This is a genomic window from Pseudomonas sp. PB3P13, assembly GCF_054897735.1.
Genome location: NZ_CM142702.1, coordinates 4,214,672 through 4,240,557, shown reverse-complemented (window position 1 = coordinate 4,240,557; position 25,886 = coordinate 4,214,672). Strand labels below are relative to the sequence as shown.

19 protein-coding genes and 1 pseudogene are annotated in these 25,886 nt (G+C 58.3%); 6 read left to right on the top strand and 14 right to left on the bottom strand.

What is annotated here, in order from left to right; genetic code table 11:
- Window positions 1-128: 128 nt before the first annotated feature.
- Together ACYZT1_RS19515 and ACYZT1_RS19510 are read right to left on the bottom strand one after the other, a co-directional pair.
- The gene (locus ACYZT1_RS19515) at window positions 129-581 is read right to left on the bottom strand and encodes a hypothetical protein (protein ID WP_462016282.1); all 453 of its coding nucleotides are present in this window, start codon (window positions 579-581) and stop codon (window positions 129-131) included.
- A 115-nt stretch (window positions 582-696) separates the two neighbouring features.
- The gene (locus ACYZT1_RS19510) at window positions 697-1,653 is read right to left on the bottom strand and encodes a LysR family transcriptional regulator (RefSeq protein WP_462016281.1); all 957 of its coding nucleotides are present in this window, start codon (window positions 1,651-1,653) and stop codon (window positions 697-699) included.
- Window positions 1,654-1,799: 146 nt separating this feature from the next.
- Here ACYZT1_RS19510 and ACYZT1_RS19505 point away from each other — a divergent pair, with 146 nt between their 5' ends.
- Window positions 1,800-3,827, top strand: coding sequence for an alkyl/aryl-sulfatase (locus ACYZT1_RS19505; RefSeq protein WP_462016280.1), 2,028 nt, complete (start codon window positions 1,800-1,802; stop codon window positions 3,825-3,827).
- Between the two features lie 89 nt (window positions 3,828-3,916).
- Window positions 3,917-4,336: a DUF4345 domain-containing protein gene (locus ACYZT1_RS19500; RefSeq protein ID WP_462016279.1), complete on the top strand. Its 420-nt coding sequence runs from the start codon at window positions 3,917-3,919 to the stop codon at window positions 4,334-4,336.
- 32 nt (window positions 4,337-4,368) lie between these two features.
- Here ACYZT1_RS19500 and ACYZT1_RS19495 read toward each other — a convergent pair whose 3' ends face one another.
- The 5 genes from ACYZT1_RS19495 to ACYZT1_RS19475 all read right to left on the bottom strand — a co-directional run bounded on the left by ACYZT1_RS19495 (window position 4,369) and on the right by ACYZT1_RS19475 (window position 11,760).
- On the bottom strand, window positions 4,369-6,732 hold the full coding sequence (locus ACYZT1_RS19495) for a tetratricopeptide repeat protein (protein WP_462016278.1): 2,364 nt from the start codon (window positions 6,730-6,732) through the stop codon (window positions 4,369-4,371).
- Window positions 6,733-7,369: 637 nt separating this feature from the next.
- The gene (locus ACYZT1_RS19490) at window positions 7,370-8,533 is read right to left on the bottom strand and encodes a DUF4350 domain-containing protein (RefSeq protein ID WP_462016277.1); all 1,164 of its coding nucleotides are present in this window, start codon (window positions 8,531-8,533) and stop codon (window positions 7,370-7,372) included.
- Window positions 8,530-10,074, bottom strand: coding sequence for a DUF4129 domain-containing protein (locus tag ACYZT1_RS19485; protein ID WP_462016276.1), 1,545 nt, complete (start codon window positions 10,072-10,074; stop codon window positions 8,530-8,532). Before ACYZT1_RS19485 ends, ACYZT1_RS19490 begins: the two co-directional genes overlap by 4 nt.
- Window positions 10,061-11,038, bottom strand: a complete 978-nt coding sequence (locus ACYZT1_RS19480) for a stage II sporulation protein M (protein WP_462016275.1) — start codon at window positions 11,036-11,038, stop codon at window positions 10,061-10,063. The genes ACYZT1_RS19485 and ACYZT1_RS19480 overlap by 14 nt, the downstream gene beginning before the upstream one ends.
- The gene (locus ACYZT1_RS19475) at window positions 11,035-11,760 is read right to left on the bottom strand and encodes an RDD family protein (protein ID WP_462016274.1); all 726 of its coding nucleotides are present in this window, start codon (window positions 11,758-11,760) and stop codon (window positions 11,035-11,037) included. Before ACYZT1_RS19475 ends, ACYZT1_RS19480 begins: the two co-directional genes overlap by 4 nt.
- A 186-nt stretch (window positions 11,761-11,946) precedes the next feature.
- Between ACYZT1_RS19475 and sbcB the strand changes: the two genes are divergently transcribed.
- Window positions 11,947-13,377, top strand: a complete 1,431-nt coding sequence (gene sbcB / locus ACYZT1_RS19470; RefSeq protein WP_462016273.1) for an exodeoxyribonuclease I — start codon at window positions 11,947-11,949, stop codon at window positions 13,375-13,377.
- 90 nt (window positions 13,378-13,467) lie between these two features.
- Here the strand turns inward: sbcB and mvaT are convergent, their stop codons facing one another.
- Window positions 13,468-13,845 (bottom strand): histone-like nucleoid-structuring protein MvaT, encoded by a 378-nt coding sequence (gene mvaT / locus ACYZT1_RS19465; RefSeq protein ID WP_007945872.1) that lies wholly within the window; start codon window positions 13,843-13,845, stop codon window positions 13,468-13,470.
- Window positions 13,846-14,182: 337 nt separating this feature from the next.
- Here mvaT and purU point away from each other — a divergent pair, with 337 nt between their 5' ends.
- Entirely contained in the window at window positions 14,183-15,031 is an 849-nt protein-coding gene (gene purU, locus ACYZT1_RS19460; protein WP_462016272.1) for a formyltetrahydrofolate deformylase, read from the top strand.
- Between the two features lie 574 nt (window positions 15,032-15,605).
- On the opposite strand, the gene ACYZT1_RS19455 is transcribed toward purU, so the two are convergent.
- The 5 genes and pseudogenes from ACYZT1_RS19455 to ACYZT1_RS19435 all read right to left on the bottom strand — a co-directional run.
- On the bottom strand, window positions 15,606-16,601 hold the full coding sequence (locus tag ACYZT1_RS19455; RefSeq protein WP_462016271.1) for a lysylphosphatidylglycerol synthase transmembrane domain-containing protein: 996 nt from the start codon (window positions 16,599-16,601) through the stop codon (window positions 15,606-15,608).
- Entirely contained in the window at window positions 16,598-17,374 is a 777-nt protein-coding gene (locus tag ACYZT1_RS19450) for a DUF2334 domain-containing protein (protein WP_462016270.1), read from the bottom strand. The genes ACYZT1_RS19455 and ACYZT1_RS19450 overlap by 4 nt, the downstream gene beginning before the upstream one ends.
- Window positions 17,367-18,488 (bottom strand): glycosyltransferase family 4 protein, encoded by a 1,122-nt coding sequence (locus tag ACYZT1_RS19445; protein WP_462016269.1) that lies wholly within the window; start codon window positions 18,486-18,488, stop codon window positions 17,367-17,369. Before ACYZT1_RS19445 ends, ACYZT1_RS19450 begins: the two co-directional genes overlap by 8 nt.
- 146 nt (window positions 18,489-18,634) lie before the next feature.
- Window positions 18,635-19,399 (bottom strand): methyl-accepting chemotaxis protein, encoded by a 765-nt coding sequence (locus ACYZT1_RS19440; protein WP_462019287.1) that lies wholly within the window; start codon window positions 19,397-19,399, stop codon window positions 18,635-18,637.
- Between the two features lie 93 nt (window positions 19,400-19,492).
- Window positions 19,493-20,467: pseudogene (locus ACYZT1_RS19435) on the bottom strand (HAMP domain-containing protein); the annotation flags it as partial.
- A gap of 227 nt (window positions 20,468-20,694) precedes the next feature.
- On the opposite strand from ACYZT1_RS19435, the gene ACYZT1_RS19430 reads away from it, so the two are divergent.
- A complete protein-coding gene (locus ACYZT1_RS19430) occupies window positions 20,695-22,173 on the top strand; it encodes a helicase HerA-like domain-containing protein (RefSeq protein ID WP_462019286.1) in 1,479 nt (492 codons plus the stop codon).
- Between the two features lie 117 nt (window positions 22,174-22,290).
- On the opposite strand, the gene ACYZT1_RS19425 is transcribed toward ACYZT1_RS19430, so the two are convergent.
- On the bottom strand, window positions 22,291-22,746 hold the full coding sequence (locus tag ACYZT1_RS19425) for a DUF721 domain-containing protein (protein ID WP_462016268.1): 456 nt from the start codon (window positions 22,744-22,746) through the stop codon (window positions 22,291-22,293).
- 307 nt (window positions 22,747-23,053) lie between these two features.
- On the opposite strand from ACYZT1_RS19425, the gene secA reads away from it, so the two are divergent.
- Window positions 23,054-25,789, top strand: a complete 2,736-nt coding sequence (gene secA / locus ACYZT1_RS19420) for a preprotein translocase subunit SecA (protein ID WP_462016267.1) — start codon at window positions 23,054-23,056, stop codon at window positions 25,787-25,789.
- The last annotated feature ends 97 nt before the right edge of the window (window positions 25,790-25,886 follow it).

The following is a 25,886-nucleotide window of genomic DNA, read 5'->3' as shown; positions in this document are numbered from 1 at the left end:
AAAAAATTAGTTGTTATGGTTAGCGCAGTGTTAAATCTGGGTTACAACTTTTCTGGAGAACAAAATTTATATATCCGCACTCGTGCCGACCTGTTCAAGGCCAACTCCGTGGGGTGCAAATAGTGCAGTTATGGATGAGTTTTTTGCGCTATATCACCACAGAATATATCGACGCTGCCATCTTCCGGCGATGTGCGCAGAACAATGGAATGTGGGTCAGACAGTAACGTGGTAATCGAGACAGGTGCCGTTCGGTAGAAGCTCCAGCCGTTGGCTCCCGCGGTGCTTTCGGTATTGACCTTGTCGTTCATTGCATACGCGACCGCTCCCGGCTTTTGGCAGCTGCCTTTATAAATGAAGGTATAAATGCGCGTAGGCAGGAGCGTTCCCATTGGAACCCCAGTGATGGAAAAGTCGAGGTTGGTTTGATCGCCTACGCCAGTCAACGAGGTGTTGGCAATATGGCCCGGGTTCTTCGGAGTCGCTGCCAAGGGTACGCTCAATGAATGGTTAGATGAGTGAGAGCAGCCGATCAAACTCGCGGTAACCAATAATGCTGCCATTGGCGCGGTGGCATTCATGACAGTCTCCGATGGACGAAATTGCGTGGCAGAGTACTTGGTATAGCTCAGGAATCTGCGGATGCATTTTTATCCGCAGTCTGAGTTAGAATAATCGGCGCTTAAAATACTTCGGTTATTTCAAATAGTTTTTAGCCAGCTGATGTTCCTTTTGACGAATCTCTATTTCCAGGGTTCGCACTTCTTGCATATATGCCTTTACTGCTGGGGGCAGCGAGCGCTCTTTAAGATGGATGAAACCGTAACGGGTGTATAACGCTGGGTCGTGGAGTGGAAGGGGGATGACTGTGCCAGTAAGCAGCTCTTGTTCAAACGTCGATAGCGTTCCAACGGCCAACGCATCGCTGTTTTCAAGGAATTGGGCGATCTGCATGGGCACGTCAATTTCAATGGCGGGTACGAAGTCGCCAGTGACAGGGTCATAAGCCCCGGCAGATCCCAGTGCGGCCGGCAGTACCTGAGTGGCCAGGCGCAATGGAATTCGCGAAGCCACCCACGGGAAATCGAGCGTTTGCGCCAAGCTCACGGAGCGTTTCAAATGCAGGGGATGCCCGGGACGGCAAAACAGTCGGCCTTGGTGCTCTCCCAATAGCTCACAAGTGAGATCCTCCCGTCCGTGCAGTGCGCTTATTTCAGCGATTCCCAGATCCACCGCACCGCTGGCGACCTGGTTCGCCACCTCGCGCCAGGCGGCGACATGGGCCGTCACCTTGAGATGCGGATGTTTCGAGTGCAACCGGGCAATGCCGGGATAGCCGCAGGTGACGCTGGGATACGGCCCCAACGCCACTTTGAGCGCGCCAATTTCTGCGCTGGCCAATAAAGCGATGTCGCGTCGCAAGTCCTCTTCGGCCACTAACAAGCGTTGACTCTTTTCTCGTAGCGCATGACCGAATGCTGTCAACGTCACGCCCTCGGTGCGCCGATCAAACAACCTGACGCCGAGTTCCTGTTCGAGTAGCAGAATGCTTTTGCTCAGTGCCGGTTGGGAAACGCCCAACGCTTTGGCCGTTCGTCCAAAATGCGCATGTTCAATAAGCGCCAGAAACTGGCGCAAGCGACGTGGCGTCATTTCATAACCTCTTGGTTATCAAACTGTGCTGAAACGGAATTTTTCGTTATTGCACAAATATGCTATTCCTTGCCTGGCGGGTCAATATGAGCAAATACAAACCCGCGCCATCAACGACATCAACACCCTGGGCGAAGGAACACTTCATGTATAACAAGACCTTCCAGCTGGCCTTGGCCATTGCACTGGGCAATGGCATCAGTCCGGCTGTTTTTGCGGGCAACACCCCGGTCGACCCGGCGGCAATGCAAAACGGGCATTTCGATAAAAAAGGCAAAGCGCCTTCGTCCTACACCATAGAACTGCAAAATGGGGCGCGCAGAACACTGCCTTTTGCCGACAAGCGCGATTTTGAGGAAGCAAAAAAGGGGTTTATCGCTGCACCGGCCTACAACAAGATCATGGCCGAAGCAGGCAACGTCGCCTGGAACATGGGCAGCTACAACTTCCTGCTTGATGGCAAGGACTTCGATACGGTCAATCCGTCGCTGCAGCGCCAGGCCGTACTCAACATGGCGTATGGTTTATATGAGGTAGTTCCGGACAGGATCTATCAGATACGGGGCTTTGATCTGGCCAATATCACCTTCATCAAGGGCGATACCGGCTGGATTGTTTTCGACACCCTGACCTCAAAAGAAACCGCCAGGGCGGCACTGGAATTCATCAATGAAAAACTGGGCAAGCGCCCGGTAGTCGCCGTGGTGATTTCTCACTCCCATGCGGACCATTTTGGTGGTGTTCGTGGCGTGATCGAGGAAGCGGATGTGCGCAGTGGCAAGGTCGCGTTGATCGCTCCCGTGGGTTTCATGGAGCACGCGGTAGCTGAAAACGTGTACGCCGGCAATGCCATGAACCGACGTGCGTTTTTTCAATACGGCCTGCTTTTGCCGCGCAGTCCGTATGGGCATGTCGACATGGCCATCGGCAAAAACGCCGCCGCCGGCAACATGGGCCTGATCGCACCTAATCGATACATCGAAAGGGATTTTGAAACACTGACCATTGACGGGGTGGAGATGGAATTCCAGAACACGCCCGGCACCGAAGCGCCCTCGGAAATGAACACTTGGTTCCCGCAATTCAAGGCGTTCTGGGCTGCCGAAAATATTACTGGCACCATCCACAACATCTACACACTGCGCGGTGCCCTGGTCCGTGATCCGCTGGTGTGGTCGAAGAACATCAACAACGCCCTATATCGCTATGGCCAGCAGGCCGACGTGATGCTCGCCTCGCACAATTGGCCGCGCTGGGGCAATGATCGGATTCAGGAAGTGATGCGCGCGCAACGCGATGCCTACGCCAACCTGAATAACGCTGTGCTGCACGCCGCCAATCAAGGCGTCACCATCAATGAAATCCACGATGTCTACAAATTGCCCCAGAGCCTGAAGAATAACTGGGCGACGCATAGCTATCACGGTTCGGAAGAACACAACAGCCGCGCAGTCATCAATCGTTACCTGGGCTATTGGGATGCCAATCCGGCCACGCTGATGCCGCTGTCACCGAAGGACTCGGCTCCGCTGTATGTAGAAATGATGGGCGGCGCAGAAAAGATCATGACCAAGGGCAAAGCCTTGCTTGATGAGGGCAAGTACCGCGAAGCGTATGAAATTCTGAATAAGCTGGTGTATGCCGAGCCGCAAAACAGCCAGGCGAAGGATCTGCTGGCGGATGTCTATGAGCAGGTGGGTTATCAGAAAGAAAGTGCCGGCGTGCGCAACAGCTTCCTTGCTGCGGCCTATGAACTGCGCCACGGCATGCCCAAGGGCTTACCGCCGAAAACCGGTGGTCCTGACCTCATCCGCGCTATGAGCACAGAGTTGTGGCTCGAATATCTGGGTATCAGTTTGGATGGCAGCAAGGTAGCGGATCTGCATTTCGTCGTGAACCTCAAAACGCCCGACAACGGTGAACAATTTGTGGTTGAGTTGAGCAATTCAACACTGACCAATATCAAGGGGCAGCAGGCGAAAAACGCCGATCTGACCATCACCCTGGATCGGTCAGCACTTGAGGGCGTAATGGCGAAGAAGATCAGCTTCGATGAGCTGGTAGCGCAGGGCAAGGCTACCTTCGAAGGCGATCGCAAACCGTTAGCACAGCTGATGGCCGCCATGACGCCGTTTAGCCCGGATTTTGAATTGTTGCCGGGCACAAAGCAGTGACCGACTTACGCGATCACTCGCACTGAAGGCCAGGCAACCTGGCGCGTCTGCTGCTTGGACGCGCCCATTCACACCTGCGAAGGATTTCCATGAACACTGCACTGAAAAAATACTTTCTGATCATCGCCTTCCTTGCCGTAGGCAGTATTGCGCTTGTCTACGGCGTGAGCCCAACGTGGTTTGCCCTCACATTTTTCGGCATGGACACGCTCGACATCAACATCGCGCACATACTACGTGCCGTAATGTGCCTGTATCTCGCGTTAGGTATATTTTGGCTGGTGTGCGCCTTCCGACCAACCTCACACCATGTCGCAATACTCACAGTTCTCATCTTTTGTGGTGGGCTTTTTGTCGGCCGTCTAATCAGCTTCATGATTGATGGATTGCCCTCAATGCTGCTGCAACTCTATGCGGGCATAGAGTTGGCAGTCATTCCGGTCGCCTGTTGGTTGCTGCGACTTCACGACAGCGAAGACACCCACGCACAACGAAAATTTAATGTGTAATTCTTCGACGAGCCCAGGGCCGGAGCGACGGATCATTTCAGCGATGGATCATCCTTGTTCATTTTCCTCCAGTCCTGCAGCAGCACCTGTGCCTTTGGTTCCTGACCAGCTTCGCTGAGATATTGAATCAACGCCAGCCGTGCATTGCGGTTGGCGGGCTGCACTTTCAACAGCCTTTCCAGTTCGTCGCGGGCCGCCTCGCCCTTGCCGCTGTCGTGCAGCGCCACGGCCAGGACGTAGCCGTACTGGGCGTTCTCGGGTTCCAGCTGCGCGGCTTTACGCAGAGCCGGCATGGCCTGCGCTGTTTTACCCGCACGCACCAACGACAAGCCCTGGGTATGTTGCAGCTGTGCGGCCTCCGGGTGCTCTTTCAGACTTTGTGCGAGCAGCAGCTGAGCTTCCTGACGGCGTCCGCTCGCTTCCAACCATTGCACCAGCGTCACCAGGGCCGGGTGGAAATCCGGGTCACGTTTGAGCGCCGTGCGCAGCAGCGGTTCGACTTCGCCGCTGCGGCCGCTGGCTTGGTAAAGCATGGCGAGGTTGAGGTTGGCTTCCGCACGTTCGGTCAGGCTTTTCTGTACATTTTCATACTCAGCGATAGCGGTGTTCCAGTTGCTCTGAGCACTGCCCAGACCATTGCGGGAGAGGCTGAGCAGATCCCGTGCTGCGCTGATTCGCACAGCCTTGATCGGATCATTGAGCAAGGGCACCAACAACGGGGCGCGTTCCGGTGGCGGCAGGAACGCGCTGATCGCCCGGACCGCGCTTTCGCGTACTTGCGGTGCCGGATTGCTCAGGTCTTTGGTCGCCAGTTTTAACGCCTGTTCGCTGGGGTACAGCGGTAACTCGGCCAGCAGCGTGGCTCGCTGAATCGACGGCAGGTTGCTGCGTTGCAGTTGCTCGTACAACGCTTGTGCCGCGCCGGGTAAACCGTTGCGGATCAGCCACAGGCTTTCGTCGTAGCGTGGCGCTTGAGCGGTGGTGGCTGTCTTCCAAAGCTTGAATTGCTCGGTAACTTTGTCACCCACCTTGCCCAGGTGACAGGTCAGGCAGGCGTCCGGGGTGCCGAGTCTTTTCGCTCGCTCAGGGTTGGGAATGCTGAAGCTGTGGTCATGGCGGAAGTCGTTGCCCATGTAAAACTTTCCGGGCATGTGGCAATCCACGCATTGCGATCCCGGCTGGCCCATGGCGTGGCGGGTATGTTCGACGGAGTCGTAGTTCTTCGCCTGCAAACCCTTGCCATCGACCCCCTCGACCGCCGTCTTGCCGGCAGTATTGTGGCACTGAAGGCACACGCCGTTGCCCGGTGCTTTGAGTTCGTTGCTGTGTGGATTATGGCAGTTGCTACAGCGCACGCCCTTGTCGAACATTTTGCTCTGGGCAAAAGAGCCGTGCTCGAACACTTCGTCGTTGATCTTGCCGTCCCACGCGTACAGTTCTCGAGTGAGTGCACTCGGCAAGTAGTCATCCATCAACCGTTTGCCGACGGTGAAGCCATCGCCCAGTGGCGCGCGACGGGAGTGACAGCGGGCACAGGTCTCGATCTCGACCGTGGCGTTTTTGTCCCGCAGATCTACGGCGAAACCTGCATGGATCAGGTCGCCTTTGTTTGCCGTCCATTCCAGGTGATTGGACGCGGGACCATGGCACGCCTGACAGCCGACACCGAGGCTGTTCCAATGACTGTCGAAGGTGTTTTTGACCGCATCGAAGTTGCGCTTGTAACCGGTGGTGTGGCACTCGACGCACATGAAATTGGCATTCTGGCTCGGTTTGCTCCAGTGAAGCGGGTTCTTGAAATTCACACCCTGGCCGGCGTAGAGATGAAACCAGCGGTGCTTCTCGGTATCCCAAGCGACGCTCAGCGCTTGCAAACGACCTTCACCGACCTCGATCAGGTATTGCTGCAACGGCGCGATCCCGAAGGTGTAGGCCACCTTGAAGTCCGCATTGTTGCCGTCAAGGCCGGGTGTATTGACCCAGAACTCGTCGTTCTTGCGGAAGAACCGTACGGTTTCTTTCTCAGCGTTGACGCTGACGTTATTGAAATCACCGAGCATCGTTTCGGCGTTGGCTGGTTGCATCGCCAGTTGGTGATGCGACCCTCGCCAGTCTTTCACTTGCTCGCTGTGACAGCCTTCACATTGCTGTTCATCGACCATCGCTGCCGGGGCTATGGCTACCGGTGACGGTTTGACAGGCGCGGTGAGCGGTGTAGCGGCTGGCGCATAGGTCACGCCGGCAGGTGTGCTGCTCAACAGAAACCAGCCGATGCCCGCGATAGCCACGAGCAACACGCCAATGCTGGCGGGAAACGCGTAGCGATTGATCGAAGTCGAAGGCGAAGGCGAAGGCGAAGCGGGGGGCAGTGGCCTCTTATTTCTATGTTTTGGCATTGCGACTTCCCTGGTCCGGATGCGTGCCGTTAAGTGCGCGCGTTCAATCGCGATGAAATTTCGTGGTACCTACGGAGACCACGAACACGCCCGTGGCTCATACGTTACTTTGCGACTACGCCCCCTGGAGCTGCCACGTTCCGCCGCCGGGCGGCAGGATCGAAGATGGCGAGTCTTGGGCCAATACTTTTCTTGACGCAGCCCGCAATCAGAGTCGACGTACCCACAGAACAGCGACTCATGCACACCAGCTGAATATCCAGGTTACAACGTGGCACCGCTTATGTATTCCTGTCCTCTGTGCCAGGAGTCTGATCAGCAAGGTACACTAGCGTGTCGGTAGATTCTGCGATGAGCATAGGACATTTGTGGGCGAAGGCAGGTCTGATGCCGGAGGCCGTGCAGTTGCACCATTGCCGCGGGCAATAGCGGCTTTTGGCCGCGCCACGATCAACATCGTGCCAATCCAGTTCATGGGCTTGGAGGAAGCCGAAACGGTCGTGCAGAGCCTGTAATGGGCCAGAACCGCTTAGAGCCAATTTCGTCGCGTAGCAGAATGTGGCGAAAGAATCGATTGGCCGAACGCAACACTCCATCGACAACCAAAGCAGGATGGGGAACCCAGGATAGTGTCAGATCACAAGGCATTCCTTAATGTTTGCAGGTGGGCGACCTGACGGCTGAATTCAACGCCTGAAAGCCGTTGCTTAGGCCGTGGACTCATGGCCTGGCTGATAGCGCGTGTCGGCTGACCGCTCAGGCGCGCAAGCACCAACCATTGTTCGGCGACGCCGAGTTGGTCATAGCCGGGATGTCGGTGGCGGACTCGGCGCAGGATGTCTTGTTGCAGGGTTTGCACAAGACTCTCCTGACCACTGTGGCGCAACCTGAAATCTGCGCTCGCGCGCAAGTGTTCCTGGAGTTGTCGACGGGCTCTGGGTGTCGCTTCAATCAATGGACCCTGGCGCGCACCGACGTGCCATAAGCCAAGGCCAATCAGCGCGATGAGCGCAACGAGGGCCTGGGGGAAATAGCGTAGCAACAAGGTCAGCAGGTTGGCGTGGTCGGTGTTGTACAGCAGCGTCACGTTCGTATCCGCGGTCAGGTACCAGAGCAGCCAGGCGTTGTCGTACAGACCGATGGCCGGGGTTTTCCACAGCTCGGCATCGGTCACGACTGTGATCGAACCGAGGCCGTGAGCAAGCTGCATCATGTGTGTCGCCTTGCCGCTGTTGGCCCAGGCCTGGGCGAGGTTCTTCGGGTCGTCGAGATGGAAGGCGGTGTCGAAACCGGCGTAGGCCGGTGCCTCTTCATCCTCCAGATACAGTTTGGTCAGCTTCGGCAATGGCTCGCCGCCCGTGTCCGGCGGCGGGTCTTTGAGGTCTTTGCTCAGCGACTGATGCAGGTGCACCCGGTCCAGTAACAGGTCATCGCTCTGGCCAAGTTTTTCGTCCCACAAGGCTTCGGCGACAAACAACAAGCGGCCGCCGGCGCGGGTCCAGTTCATCACCTGATCGACCTGGCGCGGCGACATGTTGGACCGTTCGCCGAGTAACAGCAGGCTGCTTTGATGTGGCTCCAGCGTCGGCAACAGGTCGAGGCTGTTGGCGTGGCGGACAGCAACGCCCTGTTTGCGCAGGAAATGCTCGGCGGCCAGATAGGGATTGGCCCGTGCTTCGGGCGCCGGTCCGTGGTCGATTTCTTCCTGGTAGGGTGTCGCCTTCAGGTACAGCCAGACGCTCAATGCGCAGCACAGCGCGCCTGCAATCAGCGCGATGGTCAACCACATACGCCGGCTCATGCTGCGCCCCCCGGGCCAAACAGGGCGCGCCAGCCATCGCACAGTTCATATTGGCTGTGCTCGGGCGGCAACCGATGTCCGTATGCCGTGTTCTGCCAGTGTGTGGTCAGCGATTGGCTGAACGCCAGCAAGGCGGGATGTTGCAGTTTTTCGATTCGCCGCAGCACCTCGCTCTCGGTGTCGGCAGCGGTCAAAGGCATATGGTAATCGTGCAGCAATTGACTGAGCAGTGCGCGGTAAAGCAAGCCGAGCGCCTCGCGCGGGTGGCTTTGCCAGAGCTGTTCGGCGCTGCTGGCGATGTCGTCGGGGAGGGTTTCGCGGTTGAGGTCCAGGCCGAACGCTTGCTGCGGCGCTGGCCGGGCCGGTCCGGGTTTTTCGAGTGGACGACGACTGACGAACGCCTGCAGCCATTCCCGGTAACGCCAGATCAGCAGGCTGATTCCAGCCATCAACGCCGTCCACAACGTTATTTCAATCAGTGTTGCCACAGCGCCGAATCGCTGGCTGTCGAGCATACCCAGCAGTGTCTTCAGCCATTGCGGTACCTTGCCCTTGTCTGGTGTATCGGCAGCGGGCCGGTCCTCGGCGAAGCGATAGCGCGTGACCGTTTCCCTGTTTTTGAACGGGGGCTGTTCAAGGATTGCCTTGATGCTGTCCCGTGAGGCCTGGCTGGTCAGGGGGTGAGACAGAAGCCGCGCCGTTTCCGGCGTCGCGACCGGCTCAGCGGCCCAAGCCTGCTGGTGTACGGGCAACAATGCGCATGTTCCCAGCAGCAGGAGCAACGCCGTGCCACTCAGGCGCTGACGCAGGCGGCGAAACACCAGTTCGATATCCCAGGCTTCGAGCACCGTGCGCCGGTTCAAGTAAAGGCTGAAGCCGCAGGCGACATAGATCGGTTCCCACACCACCAGCACCATAAAATAAAACACGTTCGTCAGGTGTTCCAGCCAGCGCCAGTCCTGAGTCGCTAACGAGAGAAGGCGCTGCCAGCTCCAGTCAAGCTCGATCTGCTGCGGCAGGAACAAGTAAAACAGCAGCATCAGGCCGATCCACAGCGCGCCTTCCAGATGCACGCCGATGATCGTCAGCCAGCGCGCCGCGCCCGCGTCGCGCTGCAATAATGCGCGCAGTCGCTGTTTTCGCTCATCGCCGCTCAACCCTTCGAGTTGCACCACGGGCAGTAAAAAACTGCGCGTCAGGCTCAAGCGGCGCCAGGTCAGGCTCGCCAGCAATTGCGATTTGAGCAGTCGCGGGCATTGGCGCAGCGCCTGGCGCAATGTCGGCGTTTCGCCGAACATTGCCGAAGCAAGGATGTACAGCGGCAAACGTTCGAATGCCGGCTTCAGCCACCAGAAAACGAACACTGCGAGCGATGGATAATCCCAGAAAATCAGCGTGAGCAAAGCGAACACGGGCACGGTGGCGATGGCCCAGCTGGTCATCAGCAAGCGACGGTGGCGCTGGCTCAACAGCACGCCCAGGTCCATCGCTTCCCATGTCGGTCGTGGGCGGATCACCATTGTCGCGTCATTCAGGCGCATGGCGAGGCCGTCCGGCAAACAGCAGATACGTCGCGACCAGCAGCCACAGCAGCGCGCCGACCAGGTATTTGGTGAGGGGCGCCGGTTCGGTCATGGACGACCAGTAAGCCTCTATAAATGCCGCAATCACCAGGAACAGCATGACCCCGCAAATCAGCAGGACACTTTTGCGCGCCGCCAATCGCAACGCTTCGGCGCGTGGCAGCCGTCCCGGTGCGATAAGGGACCAGCCCAATTGCAGACCGGCGGCACCTGCGAGGGCAATGGCGCTGAGTTCGAAAGCACCGTGCCCGATCACGAACGACCAGAACGTCTGGCCATAGCCGATTTGTGTCAGATGCCCGGCCACCGCGCCAATCATCAAGCCGTTGTAGAACAGGAAAAACGCACTGCCCAAACCAAACAGCAACCCACTGGCAAAGGTCTGAAAAGCGATGCCGATGTTGTGCATGATGTAGAACCCGAACATCACCCAGTCTTCACTGGCCGCCCGTTCGGCCGAGCGGCCCAGGTGCCCGCCTTCGGGGTCGTACATGCCTTGCATCTGGTTGACCTGTTCGGCGGGAATCAGGTTGTAGACCAGGTCCGGGAACAGAAAGACCAGCAGAGCGAAGCCGATCAGGCTGCCGAAGAACAGCAGGCTGGCGGCCAGCACGAAGCGCCACTGCTGACGCACCAGTCGTGGGAAATCCGCAAGAATGAACGCCACGACATTGGCACCGAGGCGGCTGCGCTGCCGATACAGTTGCTGATGCCCGCGCAGCACCTGTTGCTGCAATGAGTCGATGAGGAAACGGCTGTAACCGCGCTCCTGAGCCAGGGCGAGATGCTGGCTGAGTCGTCGGTAATCCTGGGTAAAACTGGTCAGGCGAGCGGTGTCCCTGTTTCGCTCCAGCCGGTCCAGCATCACGGAAAACCGCTCCCAATCAGCCTTGTGACGAGTTTCGAAAAGGCTTTGTTTCATGCGCTACCCAACAGGCCGCGGGCGATGCCGTTGAGTTCGGCCACGGCGCGAGGGCTCGCAACCTGCAAAGGTTTGGCAACTATCGTCGCGAGTTCATTGATCCGCGCAGGAGTCAGTTCGCTTTGCCTTTCTGCGAAATCGAGGATGGCTCGTTGCTCATTCAGCGTCAGGGTGACCGCAGCACGTCTCGGCTCGGCTTCAGGCAACTGCGGTCGGGTCAGCGGGCATTCGCGATAGATCACCAGAGTGCCGGCGGCAAGATCGCCGAGGCGTTTGAAACTGGCGTTGTGCAGGCAACTGATAGCACCGAGAAAGTAGCCGAACGGTAACAGGTCGACAAATCGCAGCAGGTTGCGCACCAGCGACGCGGACCAGCCAATCGGCGTGCCGTCGTCCTGCACCACCCGCAGTCCCATCCAGTGCTTGCCCGGCGAGCGCCCTTGATTCAGCACTTCGAACAGCACCATGTACCACCAGCTCACCACGAATAAAAGAATCGAACCGAGCCCGGCGCCGAGCTTGCCGAGGAACGCCAGAGCAGCGAAGAGCACGCCAAGAATCAACCCGCGCACAGCAAGGTCGATGCAAAACGCCAGTGCGCGTACCACCAACCCCGCGGCGCGCAAGGGCAAGTCGATGCCTTCCGGGGTTTCAACCTGATACCGCGTATCCAGGGGCGGGGGCAGCGTCGCTTTGCCTGGCCGTGCTGTGGAATCGAGCATGGGCAACCTGATGTTGAGGCCTGAACGGAGATTCTCTGTGCGTCCGATGCTAGCAGTCTCTCGGGGGGAAACGACATAACTATGTATTGCACGGTGAGTAGCAAGAAGTGGTTGAATGACAGGATGACTGGTCGGGGCAGGACGTGAACGCCTAGACTTCGCCTATCTTCAGTTCAGGAATAGCCCGTGACCTCGATCTTCTGGTACGACTATGAAACCACGGGTATCAACCCCCGTTGTGATCGCCCGCTGCAGGTCGCGGGGATTCGCACCGATTTCGATCTCAATGAAATAGACGAACCGGTTAATCTTTACTGCCGGCCCAGTGCAGACATCCTGCCTCATCCGGCAGCGTGCGCGATCACCGGCATTACCCCGGGACGTCTCGCAGAACAGGGCTTGAGCGAGGCGGATTTCATGACCCGAGTGCATGCGCAACTGGCCGCTCCGGGAACCTGTGGCGCCGGTTACAACACCTTGCGTTTCGACGATGAAATGACCCGCTACAGCTTGTATCGAAATTTTTTCGATCCCTACGCTCGCGAGTGGCAGGGCGGCAACAGCCGTTGGGATTTGATTGATGTGGTCCGCGCTGCTTATGCATTGCGTCCCGATGGCATTGTCTGGCCGAGTGATGAAGAGGGGAGGGTCACGCTCAAACTTGAGCGCCTGACCGCTGCCAATGGTATCGATCACGGTAATGCCCACGAAGCACTGTCCGACGTTCGCGCGACTATTGCGCTGGCACGCTTGATCCGGGAAAAACAGCCAAAGCTGTATGACTGGTTGTTCCAGTTGCGCAGCAAACCGAAAGTGATGGATCAGATTCGATTGCTGCAACCGATGGTGCACATTTCCGGGCGGTTTTCGGCGGCTCGCAGTTATGTCGGCGTGGTGCTCCCGTTGGCTTGGCACCCTCGCAACAAGAACGCCTTGATTGTCTGCGACTTGCATCTGGATCCGCAGGGCCTGCTGGATCTGGATGCCGAGACGTTGCGTCAGCGCTTATATACCCGCCGCGACGAGTTGGCTGAGGGCGAGTTGCCGGTGCCGCTCAAGCTCATCCATATCAACAAGTGCCCGGTGGTCGCACCGCTTTCCGTGCTGCGCCCCGCAGATCAACAACGGCTGGGACTGGATATGGCGCTTAAACATAAGCGGGCACTGCGGCTAAGTGACGCACAGGAAATCTGGCGAGATAAAGTGCAGGCGATTTATGCCAGCGAGGAATTTTCCCGGACTGATGATCCTGAACAACAGTTATACGCAGGTTTTATCGGGGACCGGGATAGACGTTTATGTGAGCAAGTCAGATCTGCCGAACCTGCACAATTAGCACAAGAGCACTGGCCGTTCGATGATGAACGTTTGCCTGAACTGTTATTTCGATATCGCGCACGCAACTTCCCCGATACGTTGAATTTCGAAGAGCAGGAACGTTGGCAATTGTTCTGTCAGCAGCGTCTGTCGGATCCGCAGTGGGGTGCACCCAATACGCTGAAGTCTTTCACGCAGGCAGCCGAAGAACTGGAGGTTACTGCTACCCCGTTGCAGAAGGATGTGTTGAGTGAATGGCATGAATATGTCGAGGCATTGCGCGCACGTTTGAGTATTTGATTCCGTCACCCGGTGACGACCTGGCTGAAAATCAGGCATAAAAAAACGCCAGCATTGGCTGGCGTTCCTTTTTGGTGCGTTGTCTGCGGCTTAGCCCAGCAGAGTCGCCCAGCCTTCAACCACATCACCGCCCCACTTGGCTTTCCACTCTTTCAGAGTCTTGTGGTTGCCACCTTTGGTTTCAATGACTTCGCCATTGTGCGGGTTTTTGTATTGTTTAACTTTGCGCGCGCGCTTGGTGCCGGTAGTTTTTACTGCGCCACCGCGTGGAGCCTTGCTTTTGGATTCCGGATCCAGCAGCGCGATGATGTCACGCAGGGACTTGGAGTATTCGCCCATCAAGGTGCGCAGTTTGCCTTCGAATTCCAGCTCGGTTTGCAGTTTGTCGTCTTGGGAAAGATTCTTCAAACGGGCTTGCAGCTCTTTGATAGCTTCTTCGGTGGCGCGATATTCGTTGATCAAGGACATTGGGACTACCTTATGTGGACGCTGGATGGCAGGTTACAGTGCGGCAATAATAGTCAGGCTGTTTCATCAAGTAAACATGTAACACGTGTTTATTTAATGTATTCACAAAGAACTGGCGACAAATTTCGGGTGCAGTTAAATAGTGTGACGCCGTCATCACCGATATTCACAAATTGGCATTTGAAGAGGCACATCAAAATACCGTCGAGCGAGAAAATGTGTATCTGGCAGGATCTGCAGCGACCATTTGTGTGCAGGAATCAGCTTGTCAATACTGCAGTTTTGCTGCGTAATCGCTAGAATGGCGGCCTTTGCGAAGTTCTGGAGTTTCCCCCTCATGCGCACCTTTCGGCTAGTGATTGCTTGCCCGGACCGCGTCGGCATCGTTGCTCAGGTCAGTAACTTTCTGGCGTCCCATAACGGCTGGATCACTGAAGCGAGCCACCACTCGGATAATCAGAGCGGCTGGTTCTTCATGCGTCACGAAATTCGTGCCGACTCGTTGCCCTTCGGCATCGAGGCCTTTCGCGAAGCGTTTGCGCCGATCGCCGACGCTTTTTCCATGGACTGGCGCATCACCGACACCGCGCAGAAAAAGCGTGTGGTGCTGATGGCCAGCCGTGAATCCCACTGCCTGGCCGATCTGTTGCATCGTTGGCACAGCGATGAACTTGATTGCGAAATCTCCTGTGTGATTTCCAATCACGATGACTTGCGCAGCATGGTCGAGTGGCACGGCATTCCCTATTACCATGTGCCTGTCAATCCACAGGACAAGGAGCCGGCGTTTGCCGAAGTCTCGCGCCTGGTCAAACAGCACGATGCCGAGGTGGTGGTACTTGCCCGTTACATGCAAATTTTGCCGCCGGCGCTGTGCAGTGAATACGCGCACAAGGTGATCAACATTCACCACAGTTTTTTGCCGTCATTTGTTGGCGCCAAGCCGTATCACCAGGCGTCGATGCGCGGTGTGAAACTGATTGGTGCGACTTGCCACTACGTGACCGAAGAGCTGGACGCCGGTCCGATCATCGAGCAGGACGTGGTGCGTGTCAGTCACAGCGACAGCATTGAGGACATGGTGCGTTTCGGTCGCGATGTCGAGAAAATGGTGTTGGCGCGCGGCTTGCGTTATCACCTCGAAGACCGGGTGTTGGTGCATGGCAACAAAACTGTCGTGTTCTGATAGCAGCATTGGACGGTTGAAATTCGAAGGGCCTGGGCGTTCAATCGCTTCAGGCCCTTCGCCGTTTCTGTATTGAGGATTTGATAATGGCCGACCCACTCGACAAAGCGACTGCCCGGGCGCCCGCGACACTGGGGGAGGGCTGCTTGAGCCGGTACGATCCGGATGAGCTGAGCCCCGAGGACGGGACGGAGTTTCCGGGGGCCGAGGCGTTGTGGGAGGCGTCGCATCCGGAGGCGGATGGTGAGCCTGAGTCCACGTAGGAGCCCCTGACGTCCGGTGGCTCGCCCAGGCTCGCCATGCCTTCGCTCCGGGCCCCCGGAGCAATGCCGGAGTGAGGGCATGCCGAGCCACAGCGAGGCACCGAATGGAGGGGCAAGAGCCTTTTGGTTACTTTGGGGCTCTTTTCCAAAGTGACTCGCTGTAAGAGCGAAACCAATAGCAGCCCCAACTGCAACAACGGATATGCACACCCTCAAAACAGAAGTCGCCCAAGACAAAGCCATCGCGAGCAAGCTCGGCGCCTACAGGTTTTGCGTACGAATGGCGAAAACGCAGCGCTGCCTTCACCCAACTAAACCTGCTTGAACCTCATCAATTTCTTCAACAGCGGCCGTCCCAGCATCAACACAAACACCGGGCCACCCACCAGCAGATAGAAGTAATACGTGACCGCCCGCCAGATCAGGATCGCCGCCGCTGCCGTGGATTTGCCCACCATCGGCGTCAATAGCGCCGCCGAGGTCAGCTCCGCGGCGCCCGCGCCACCCGGCAGCAGGCTGAACTGCCCTGCACTCAGCGAAAGCATCTGAATCAAAAAACTCCAGGCCCATTGCACGTCCGCTCCCAGCCCGCGCAGTGCCAGATACAGCACGCTATAGCGCAAAATCCAGTGCACGCAGGTCAGAGCAAACACCATGATCAACGTCCGGAGCGGCAATTTCAGCGTGTCGGTAAACGCCGCCAGGAAGTGCAGGAGTTTTCGCGCCCAGCGCATGCGCGTCGTGGCAGTGACATTGAGTCGCGCCAACAGGCGCCCGCTCAGGCGGATCAACAAACGGTGGTAACGGGCCACGAACACGCAACCCAGCAACCCGCCGAACATTGAGACCGTGCTGACCGTCAGCAGCCATTCCATGCGCTGGCTGAGGTGTTGAAACAAGGCGTAAATCAGGATCCCGATCAGCGCGCACAGAAAAAACAGCAAGTCGCTCAATTGATCCATGGCAAACACCGCGCTGCCGCGAGCGGGGCGCACGCCCTGACGCGCCAGCAGCGCCATGATAGTGAGCGGGCCACCGCTGCCCCCAGGCGTCGCGCAATAGGCAAATTCGGCGGCCATCACCACCGCCAGACTCTTGCGACGGCTGACCTTGCCGCGCTCATCGCCCAGCAACAGACGCAAGCGCATTGAATTCAGCATCCAGCACAGCAAAATCATGCCGAACATGATCAGTAACCAGTGCAGTGGAAAGCTTTGCAGGCGATACCAGGTTTCGTTGCCGCCCAGCAATGCCGGGATCATCACCGCAACCAGTAAGGCAATGAGCAACAGAACGCCGCGACTCACGCTACGCGCCCCCTCAATTCATCTCGCGACGCCAGCCAACCGACCTTGGTCATCGGCATGCGGCCCTCATCGAGCAGACGCTTGAGGGTTTGCAGCCAATAGGTACGTGAGAATTCATGACGCATGTCCACCGGGTGCAGGCCCAAGCGAATGACCGGCGCCTGCCGCCAGCGCAGTTCGCGCTGGTCGCTGAGTAGCTTTGACACGCCGCGACGCCAGGCACTGCGCGCACTCCACACCAACCCCGGCGCATCCATCACGGTGAAATCCGGCAGACGATACAAGTGTTGCGGATCACTGGTGTAGCTCAGCGGCAATTTGCGCAAGGCTTGACGGGTGCCCTCGCTCATCAGCCAGGCAGGAGCGACAAAGCCTTCGAGCGGCCAGTCATGACGTCGAAACAGGTCGATACCCGCGTGCAAACGGGCAAGCGCATCCTCACGGGAAAGGCCGTAAAACTCGCCTTCATGGGTATAGATGCGGCGCATGAACCATTCGCGCGGCGTACCGGGCGCCGGGCCCTCATCGCAATGGAAGTAACCGTGCAGGGCCAGTTCATCGCCGCGCTCGACGCGTTCACTGAGTACCCGACAAAACTGCGGATGCTCATCCAGCGCGTTGTGCTTGTGGAAGTCCGGCACCACCAGCCAGGTCATTGGCACCGCACCCAGAGCATCGACAGCCTCGACAAACGGTTGATAATCGCCCCACGTCTGCGGCGCGACGTCGTGCAATACCAACATGAGAGCGGGGGTATGCACGGGCTCAACCATTGGCAATCATCGGCAACTGCTCGCCGAGGACCGCGTGATAGTGGCCGAGCAAACTATTGACCACCGCGTCCCATGAGTACTGGCGTTCGACGTGGGCGCGTGCCTGTTTGCCCAGCGTGTTGCTGTCGGCGCTGAACAAGTCCCGCACGGCATTGGCCATCGCCAGCGAATCGTTCGGAGCGCAAAGCATACCGCAGTGTTCAGGGACGATTTCCTGAAAGGCTCCGGCAGCAACGGCGACCACTGGAATGCCGCTGGCCATGGCTTCGAGGATCACCAGGCCAAAGGTTTCCTGATCGCCGGCGTGCAGCAGCGCGTCGGCGCTGGCCATCAACCGCGCCACTTGCGGCGCCGGGCAGAATTCATCGATCACCGTGACGTTGTCCGGGACCGCGGCCGGCATCGACGAACCCACCAGCAACAGGTGATAGCGTCGCCCGAGGCGTTTCATGCAGTCGAGCAGCACCGGCAGATTCTTTTCCTTGGAGCCGCGGCCGGCAAAAATCAGCAGATGTGTGTCTTCGGCGATGCCCAGCTCGGCCCGTAATTGCGGATCGCGCGCCGCTGGATTGAATGTCTGCAGATCAACGCCGAGCGGTTGCACGTACACGTTCCGCACGCCGAGGCTGATCAATTTGTCCGCCATGATCTGGCTCGGCGCCAGCACCCGGTCGAAATTGCCATAGAGTTTGCGCACGTAGGCCTCGACATTGGGCGTTACCCAGTTGCCCATGCGGTTGCTCACCAACAGCGGCAAGTCCGAATGATAAAAGCCGATTACCGGCACATCCAGCTGACGCCGCGCATCCAGTGCCGCCCAAGCGGTGAGGTACGGATCGCCGACTTCAATCAGATCGGGCTGCAGATCCTGCAGGACATTGCGCCATGGCGCGAGGCGGAGGGGGAAGCGATAACCTTTGCCAAAGGGCAGGGCGGGAGCGGGCACCGTGTAGACGCCGTCCCGTTCACTGAGGCTGGCGCCGGGAATCAGCAAGCTGTGGCGAATGCCGGGTTTGATCCCCAGACGACGGTGTTTTGCATCCAGATAAGTGCGCACGCCACCGCTGGCAGGGGCGTAGAACATGGTTATGTCAGCGATATGCACGGCAAACATCCCTCCGGTCCGTTGGTCTCCCTAGGTTGACCTTCATGAAGGATAGATGTTCGTTTGGGTTTGGGGGGTGTCAGCAAGCCTCAAGGTTTCTGCAAGCTTCGCTCCCACTCTGGCTCCGGACGCCGTGGGAGCTGGCCCGCCCGCGATCAGATCCGGAAACTGCCCACCAACTGCTTCAGGCGCGCCGCTTGCTGTTCCAGATCGGAGCACGCTCGCAATGTTGCGTGGAGGTTCTCAACGCCTTCCTGATTGAGCGTATTGATCTCGGTGATGTCCACGTTGATCGACTCCACCACTGCCGTCTGCTCCTCGGTTGCTGTTGCCACCGACTGGTTCATCCCGTCGATTTCACCAATACGCAGCGTCACGCTGTTCAATCGCTCACCCGCCAGATTGGCGATGTCGACGCTGTCCTGACTGTGGCGCTGACTGTCGCCCATGGTGCTCACGGATTCCCGGGCGCCGACCTGCAGCTCCTCGATCATGGTCTGCACCTGTTGCGCCGATTCCTGCGTGCGGTGCGCGAGATTGCGAACTTCATCGGCGACCACCGCAAAACCGCGTCCGGCTTCACCGGCGCGAGCGGCTTCGATAGCGGCGTTGAGCGCCAGCAGGTTGGTCTGCTGAGAGATGCTGGTGATCACTTCGAGAATCTGCCCGATGTTCACCGTTTTGCTGTTCAGCGATTCGATATTGGTGCTGGAAGCGCTGAGCATGCTGGACAGTTTGTTCATCGCGGCAATGCTGCGGTCTACCACCTGTTGACCATCTTCGGCGAGGCTGCGTGCGTCGCTGGCCTGGCTCGAGGCCTGGGCGGCATTGCGGGCGATTTCCTGCGCGGCAGCACCGAGCTGGTTGATCGCGGCTGCCACGCTGCTGGTGCGCGAGGCTTGCTGATCGGAGTTGAACATCGACGAATTGGAAGCAGCCACGACGCGCAGCGCCACTTCATTGACCTGGCCGGTGGCCGAGGACACTTCGCGGATCGAGCCGTGAATGCGTTCCACGAAGCGGTTGAACGCGGTGCCGAGCACGCCGAACTCATCGTTGTTCTGGATGGTCAGGCGTTTGGTCAGGTCGCCTTCACCGTCGGCAATGTCCTGCATGGCGCGGGTCATGACGTGCAGCGGCTGGATCAGGAGGCGAATCAGCATGCCCAGCAAGGCGATGATGATGGCCACGGCAATAATGGTCGCAATCACCGCCGAGGTCCGGAATTCGCTGAGCATCGAGAAGGCTTTGTCTTTATCGACGGACAGACCGATGTACCAGTTGACCGAAGGCAGGCCTTTGATCGGGGTGAAATTGACGATTCGGGTTTTACCGTCGACCTCGATTTCACTGAAATCGCTGCTGATGCGCGGGGTATTGCGCGGGTACGCCTCGGCGAGGGTTTTCATCAGCAGGGTTTTGTCCGGGTGTACCAGAATCTTGCCGTCGGCACTGATCAGGAAGGCGTAACCCATGCCGTCGAAGTCGCGGGCGCTGAGCGTGTCGATCAGGGTTTGCAGGCTGAGGTCGCCGCCCACCACGCCGACACTCTGGCCAGCCTTTTTCGACGCGGTGGCAATGGAGATGATCAACTGGCCGGTCGCCGCATCGATATAGGGTTCGGTCAAGGTGGCGGTGCCACTGCTTTCGGCGCCTTTGTACCAGGGACGCACGCGGGGGTCGAAACCGTCGGGCATCTTTGCGTCAGGTCGAATAGTGAAGCTGCCGGTGGCATCGCCCAGGTAGGACGCCATGAAGGTCGACGTCAGCGCTTTCTGCTCGAGCAGGCTGGCGACAGTGGCCAACTCTGCATTGATTGCAATGTTCTGCGCCAGGTTGTCGATTAGCAGAATACGGCCGCTCAGCCAGGTCTGGATGTTGCTGGCGGTGACATCGCCCATTTCGTTGAGGTAATTGTCCAGATCCTCGCGGATGGCATTTCGCTGCAGATAATCGTTGTACAGCGTGAACGAGGCGAAGGCCGCCATGACGATGAGGGCGGCGGCGAGCAGGATTTTATGGCTGAAGCGCAGATTTTTATTCATGGCATGAGGTTCCGCTAAGGTCTTAATGCCCAAGGCGTGCTTTTATAAAGGAACGCGGAGGGGCGGTATTGAAAACAAGCTGATATTTCCATCCTCTCCTTAGGGAATTACCGACGCTTCTCACTCTTTTATCGGCCGTCAAGGATCAAAGATTAACCATGGGTGACAAAATGCGTGACTCATCGCAACTCATCATCGGCGCCGACCTTGCAGGGCAGCCGATCGCCCAGGCCATGCGTCTGGCCAACCGTCATGGTCTGGTCGCGGGCGCCACCGGTACCGGCAAGACCGTCACCCTGCAACGCTTGGCCGAAGCCTTCAGCGATGCCGGTGTGGCGGTGTTTGCAGCCGATATCAAAGGCGACCTGTGCGGGCTCGGTGCCGCCGGCAATCCTCAGGGCAAAGTCGCCGAGCGCATCGCCGGCATGCCTTGGCTGAACCATAAACCGCAGGCGTACCCGGTCACGCTGTGGGACATTCACGGTCAGTCCGGTCATCCGTTGCGCACCACGTTGAGTGAAATGGGGCCGCTGCTGATCGGCAGTCTTCTGGAGCTGACCGACAGCCAGCAGTCGGCGCTGTATGCCGCGTTCAAGGTCGCGGACCGCGAAGGGCTGCTGCTGCTCGACCTCAAGGATTTGAAGGCGCTGCTCAATCACCTGCGCGACAACCCGGAACTGCTGGGCGATGACGCGGCGCTGATGACCACCGGTTCCAGCCAGGCGCTGTTACGCCGCCTGGCGACACTGGAGCAGCAGGGCGCCGAAGCGCTGTTTGGCGAGCCGGCGCTGCAGCTCGAAGACATGTTGCAACCGGCGACCGACGGTCGCGGTCGCATCCACCTGCTGGACGCCAGTCGCCTGGTACATGAAGCGCCGAAAGTCTATGCGACGTTCCTGTTGTGGTTGCTGGCGGAACTGTTCGAGCAACTGCCAGAGCGTGGCGATGCCGACAAACCGCTGCTGGCGCTGTTTTTTGACGAGGCGCATTTGTTGTTCGCCGACACCCCCAATGCCTTGCAGGAACGGCTTGAGCAAGTGGTGCGGCTGATTCGCTCGAAGGGCGTGGGCGTGTATTTCGTCACGCAGTCGCCGGGTGATTTGCCAGATGACGTGCTCGCACAGTTGGGGCTGCGCATTCAGCATGGTTTGCGCGCGTTCACGGCCAAAGAGCAGAAATCGCTACGGGCCGTAGCGGATGGCTTCAGACCGAATCCAGCGTTCGATGCCTTGTCGGTCCTGACCGAACTGGGGATCGGCGAAGCGCTGGTGGGGACGTTGACGCAGAAGGGCACGCCGGAAATGGTCCAGCGCGTATTGGTCGCCCCGCCGCAGTCGCGGATCGGGCCGTTGAGCGAAACCGAACGCACGCTGCTGATCGCCGGCTCGCCGTTCAAGGGGCGTTACGACAAACCGATCGATCGCGAGTCCGCTTATGAAGTGCTGATGGGGCGCAAAGGGCTCGCGCCTGATCCGCAGGCAACCCCGGAAAAACAAGAGCCGAGCTTGACCGACAAGGCCGGCGAACTCCTCGGCACGGCGGCGGGGCAGGCGTTGAAATCGGCCATGCGGCAGGCGGCGAATCAGTTGGGCCGGCAATTGGTGCGCGGTTTGATGGGTTCTTTGCTGGGTGGCAGTAAAAAACGCTAACAAGCGGGCACAGTTAATTGTGGGAGCGAGCTTGCTCGCGATGGCGGCAGATTCAGCGATACAGGTGTCGAATGTCGGACCGCAATCGCGAGCAAGCTCGCTCCCACAGGGGCGTGGTCAGAGCTTGGGCTTGGCGTGCGCGGCCAACCGCTCCAGCGCCGCGCGCAAATTCGGATCACTGATGCCGTCGGCCGTGGCCTGAATAGTCGCGGCCGCGTCGGTCGACAAATCCATCGTATGGCCCACCGCTCCCTGCGGAACGGTCGGCGGCTGCACCTTGAACAATATCCGCGTCAAACTCGCAAACTCATCGAACATCTGCAATTGCCGTTGCAGCCGCTTCTGCTGATAACGCAAGCGCGTGGCCCAATGGCCGTCCGTGACAATCAATAGCAGACTGCCTTCGCGCCACGACGCCACATGGCAATGCTCGCGCGCCGCAGGCTGCAATTGGCTTTCCACCAGTCGTTGCAAATGACCCAGGCGTTGAGCGTGGCCGAAGATGGCTTTCAACGGTTTGGCTTCGCGAAGCAGAACGGCGGGTGCTCTGGCCGTAAGAGGGCGAAATGCCATGATCAGACACCTGAAGTAACAGAGCGGCCATGGTAGCAGAAAGCGCGGGCACTACCCGGCCCATTGGTTTGCGCGCGCTTTATCCATTAAATCAATGAGTAACTTCTTCCGAATACGGCTTGAACTTGAGCAAAAAGCCCCTATTTTAAGTGAGCCCCGTCACAACGCTGTGCCAGCATCGTGGAACAACGCCACTTTCCTCACCACCGTTTCCGGGTAGAATGCTCGTTCGCATGCGGCCATGAGGGCTGCTCGGGCGACTCATGGGGCCGCCCTCCATCCCTTTAGTGTGGAAGATCCTGCCGATATGTTTGCGCCTTTGTTAAAAAAACTTTTTGGAAGCAAGAACGAGCGTGAAGTCAAACGCATGCTCAAGACGGTGCAACTCGTCAATGCCTTCGAAGAGCAAATGGTAGCCCTTTCGGACGATCAATTGCGTGCCAAGACAGACGAGTTCAAGGCTCGCATCGCCAAAGGGGAAAGCCTCGACAAACTGCTGCCAGAAGCCTTTGCGGTCGCCCGCGAAGCCGGTAAGCGTGTCATGGGTATGCGTCACTTCGATGTTCAACTGATCGGCGGCATGACCTTGCATGAAGGCATGATCGCGGAAATGCGCACCGGTGAAGGCAAGACCCTGGTGGCCACCCTGGGTGTTTACCTCAACGCACTGTCCGGCAAGGGCGTGCACGTTGTGACGGTGAACGACTACCTGGCTCGCCGGGACGCCAACTGGATGCGCCCGCTGTACGAATTCCTCGGCCTGTCGGTCGGCGTGGTCACGCCATTTCAGCCGCCGGAAGAGAAACGTCTGGCCTATGCTGCCGACATTACCTACGGCACCAACAACGAATTCGGTTTCGATTACCTGCGCGACAACATGGCGTTCAGCATGGAAGAAAAATTCCAGCGCGAACTCAATTTTGCCGTGATCGACGAAGTCGACTCCATCCTCATCGACGAAGCGCGTACGCCGCTGATCATTTCCGGTCAGGCCGAGGACAGCTCGAAGATGTACGTCGAGATCAACAAACTGATCCCGCAGCTGGAATTGCACGTCGAAGAAGTGGAAGGCGAAGTCACCAAGGCTGGCCACTACACCGTCGACGAGAAGACCCGTCAGGTCGAGCTCAACGAAGCCGGTCACCAGTTCATCGAAGACATGCTCACCCGCGTCGGCCTGCTGGCTGAAGGCGAGAGCCTGTACTCGGCCCACAACCTGGGCCTGTTGACCCACGTTTATGCCGGTCTGCGTGCGCACAAGCTGTTCCATCGCAACGTCGAATACATCGTGCAGGACGGTCAGGTCGTACTGGTCGACGAACACACCGGTCGGACCATGCCGGGCCGTCGTTTGTCCGAGGGCCTTCACCAGGCCATCGAGGCCAAGGAAGAGCTGAACATCCAGGCCGAAAGCCAGACCCTGGCATCGACCACCTTCCAGAACTATTTCCGTTTGTACAACAAGCTGTCCGGCATGACCGGCACGGCTGACACCGAAGCGTTCGAATTCCACCAGATCTACGGTTTGTCGGTGATGGTCATCCCGCCTAACAGACCGCTGGCGCGTAAAGACTACAACGACCTGGTGTTCCTGACTGCCGACGAGAAATACGCGGCGATCATCAATGACATCAAGGAATGCATGACCCAGGGCCGTCCGGTGCTGGTGGGTACTGCCACCATCGAAACGTCCGAGCACATGTCCAGTCTGCTCAACAAGGAAGGCATCGAACACAAGGTTCTGAACGCCAAGTTCCACGAAAAGGAAGCCGAGATCATTGCCCAGGCGGGTCGTCCGGGTGCGCTGACCATCGCCACCAACATGGCCGGTCGTGGTACTGACATCCTGTTGGGCGGTAACTGGGAAGTGGAAGTGGCTTCGCTGGACAACCCGACGCCTGAGCAGATCGCGCAGATCAAGGCCGACTGGCAGAAACGTCATCAGCAAGTTCTGGAGTCCGGTGGCTTGCAGGTGATTGCTTCCGAGCGTCACGAATCGCGCCGTATCGACAACCAGCTGCGTGGTCGTGCCGGTCGTCAGGGTGACGCCGGTTCCAGCCGTTTCTACCTGTCGCTGGAAGACAGCCTGATGCGCATCTTCGCCTCTGACCGGGTGAAGAACTTCATGAAGGCGTTGGGCATGCAGTCCGGCGAGGCGATCGAGCACCGCATGGTGACCAACGCCATCGAGAAGGCGCAGCGCAAGGTCGAAGGCCGCAACTTCGATATTCGCAAGCAATTGCTCGAGTTCGATGACGTCAACAACGAACAGCGTAAAGTGATCTATCACATGCGTAACACGTTGCTGGCCGCCGATAACATCGGTGAAACCATTGCCGACTTCCGTCAAGACGTGCTCAACGCGACCATCAGCGCGCACATTCCACCGCAATCGTTGCCGGAACAGTGGGACGTCGCGGGTCTGGAAGCAGCGCTGCAAAGCGACTTCGGCGTAGCGTTGCCGATTCAGCAGTGGCTGGACGAAGACGATCACCTGTACGAAGAAACGCTGCGCGAGAAGCTGATGAACGAGCTGATTGCCGCGTACCACGAGAAAGAAGACCAGGCCGGTGCCGAAGCACTGCGCACCTTTGAGAAGCAGATCGTTCTGCGCGTGCTGGATGACTTGTGGAAAGACCACCTGTCGACCATGGATCACCTGCGTCACGGTATCCACTTGCGTGGTTACGCCCAGAAGAATCCGAAGCAGGAATACAAGCGCGAGTCGTTCACCCTGTTCTCCGAGCTGCTGGATTCGATCAAGCGCGACTCCATCCGCGTGCTCTCGCACGTTCAGGTTCGCCGCGAAGACCCGATCGAGGAAGAAGCGCGTTTGCGTCAGGAAGCCGAAGCCTTGGCCGCCCGCATGCAGTTCCAGCACGACGAAGCGCCGGGTCTCGAGCAACCGCAGATTCTCGGTGAGGAGATCGATGTAGCCCTTGCCACCGTGCCGGTGCGCAATGAACAGAAGCTGGGCCGTAACGAGTTGTGCTATTGCGGTTCGGGCAAGAAATTCAAGCATTGCCACGGGCAGATCCAGTAAAACCCGTTTGCATACGCTGAAATACCCGCGCCGCGACCGGCCACAGCCGTCGCGGCGTTTTGCCATTCAAACCACCGTTAATCCTGAAAACGGTGCT

What these genes read in the sequence shown, in the direction of transcription:
- ACYZT1_RS19425 (WP_462016268.1), bottom strand. Translation starts at nt 22,746, where the DNA reads ATGGCATTTCGCCCTCTTACGGCCAGAGCACCCGCCGTTCTGCTTCGC.
- ACYZT1_RS19500 (WP_462016279.1), top strand. Translation starts at nt 3,917, where the DNA reads ATGAACACTGCACTGAAAAAATACTTTCTGATCATCGCCTTCCTTGCC.
- ACYZT1_RS19480 (WP_462016275.1), bottom strand. Translation starts at nt 11,038, where the DNA reads ATGAAACAAAGCCTTTTCGAAACTCGTCACAAGGCTGATTGGGAGCGG.
- ACYZT1_RS19495 (WP_462016278.1), bottom strand. Translation starts at nt 6,732, where the DNA reads ATGCCAAAACATAGAAATAAGAGGCCACTGCCCCCCGCTTCGCCTTCG.
- ACYZT1_RS19490 (WP_462016277.1), bottom strand. Translation starts at nt 8,533, where the DNA reads ATGAGCCGGCGTATGTGGTTGACCATCGCGCTGATTGCAGGCGCGCTG.
- mvaT (WP_007945872.1), bottom strand. Translation starts at nt 13,845, where the DNA reads ATGTCCTTGATCAACGAATATCGCGCCACCGAAGAAGCTATCAAAGAG.
- purU (WP_462016272.1), top strand. Translation starts at nt 14,183, where the DNA reads ATGCGCACCTTTCGGCTAGTGATTGCTTGCCCGGACCGCGTCGGCATC.
- ACYZT1_RS19475 (WP_462016274.1), bottom strand. Translation starts at nt 11,760, where the DNA reads ATGCTCGATTCCACAGCACGGCCAGGCAAAGCGACGCTGCCCCCGCCC.
- ACYZT1_RS19485 (WP_462016276.1), bottom strand. Translation starts at nt 10,074, where the DNA reads ATGCGCCTGAATGACGCGACAATGGTGATCCGCCCACGACCGACATGG.
- ACYZT1_RS19450 (WP_462016270.1), bottom strand. Translation starts at nt 17,374, where the DNA reads ATGGTTGAGCCCGTGCATACCCCCGCTCTCATGTTGGTATTGCACGAC.
- ACYZT1_RS19510 (WP_462016281.1), bottom strand. Translation starts at nt 1,653, where the DNA reads ATGACGCCACGTCGCTTGCGCCAGTTTCTGGCGCTTATTGAACATGCG.
- ACYZT1_RS19445 (WP_462016269.1), bottom strand. Translation starts at nt 18,488, where the DNA reads ATGTTTGCCGTGCATATCGCTGACATAACCATGTTCTACGCCCCTGCC.
- ACYZT1_RS19505 (WP_462016280.1), top strand. Translation starts at nt 1,800, where the DNA reads ATGTATAACAAGACCTTCCAGCTGGCCTTGGCCATTGCACTGGGCAAT.
- ACYZT1_RS19515 (WP_462016282.1), bottom strand. Translation starts at nt 581, where the DNA reads ATGAATGCCACCGCGCCAATGGCAGCATTATTGGTTACCGCGAGTTTG.
- ACYZT1_RS19430 (WP_462019286.1), top strand. Translation starts at nt 20,695, where the DNA reads ATGCGTGACTCATCGCAACTCATCATCGGCGCCGACCTTGCAGGGCAG.
- secA (WP_462016267.1), top strand. Translation starts at nt 23,054, where the DNA reads ATGTTTGCGCCTTTGTTAAAAAAACTTTTTGGAAGCAAGAACGAGCGT.
- ACYZT1_RS19440 (WP_462019287.1), bottom strand. Translation starts at nt 19,399, where the DNA reads ATGTTCAACTCCGATCAGCAAGCCTCGCGCACCAGCAGCGTGGCAGCC.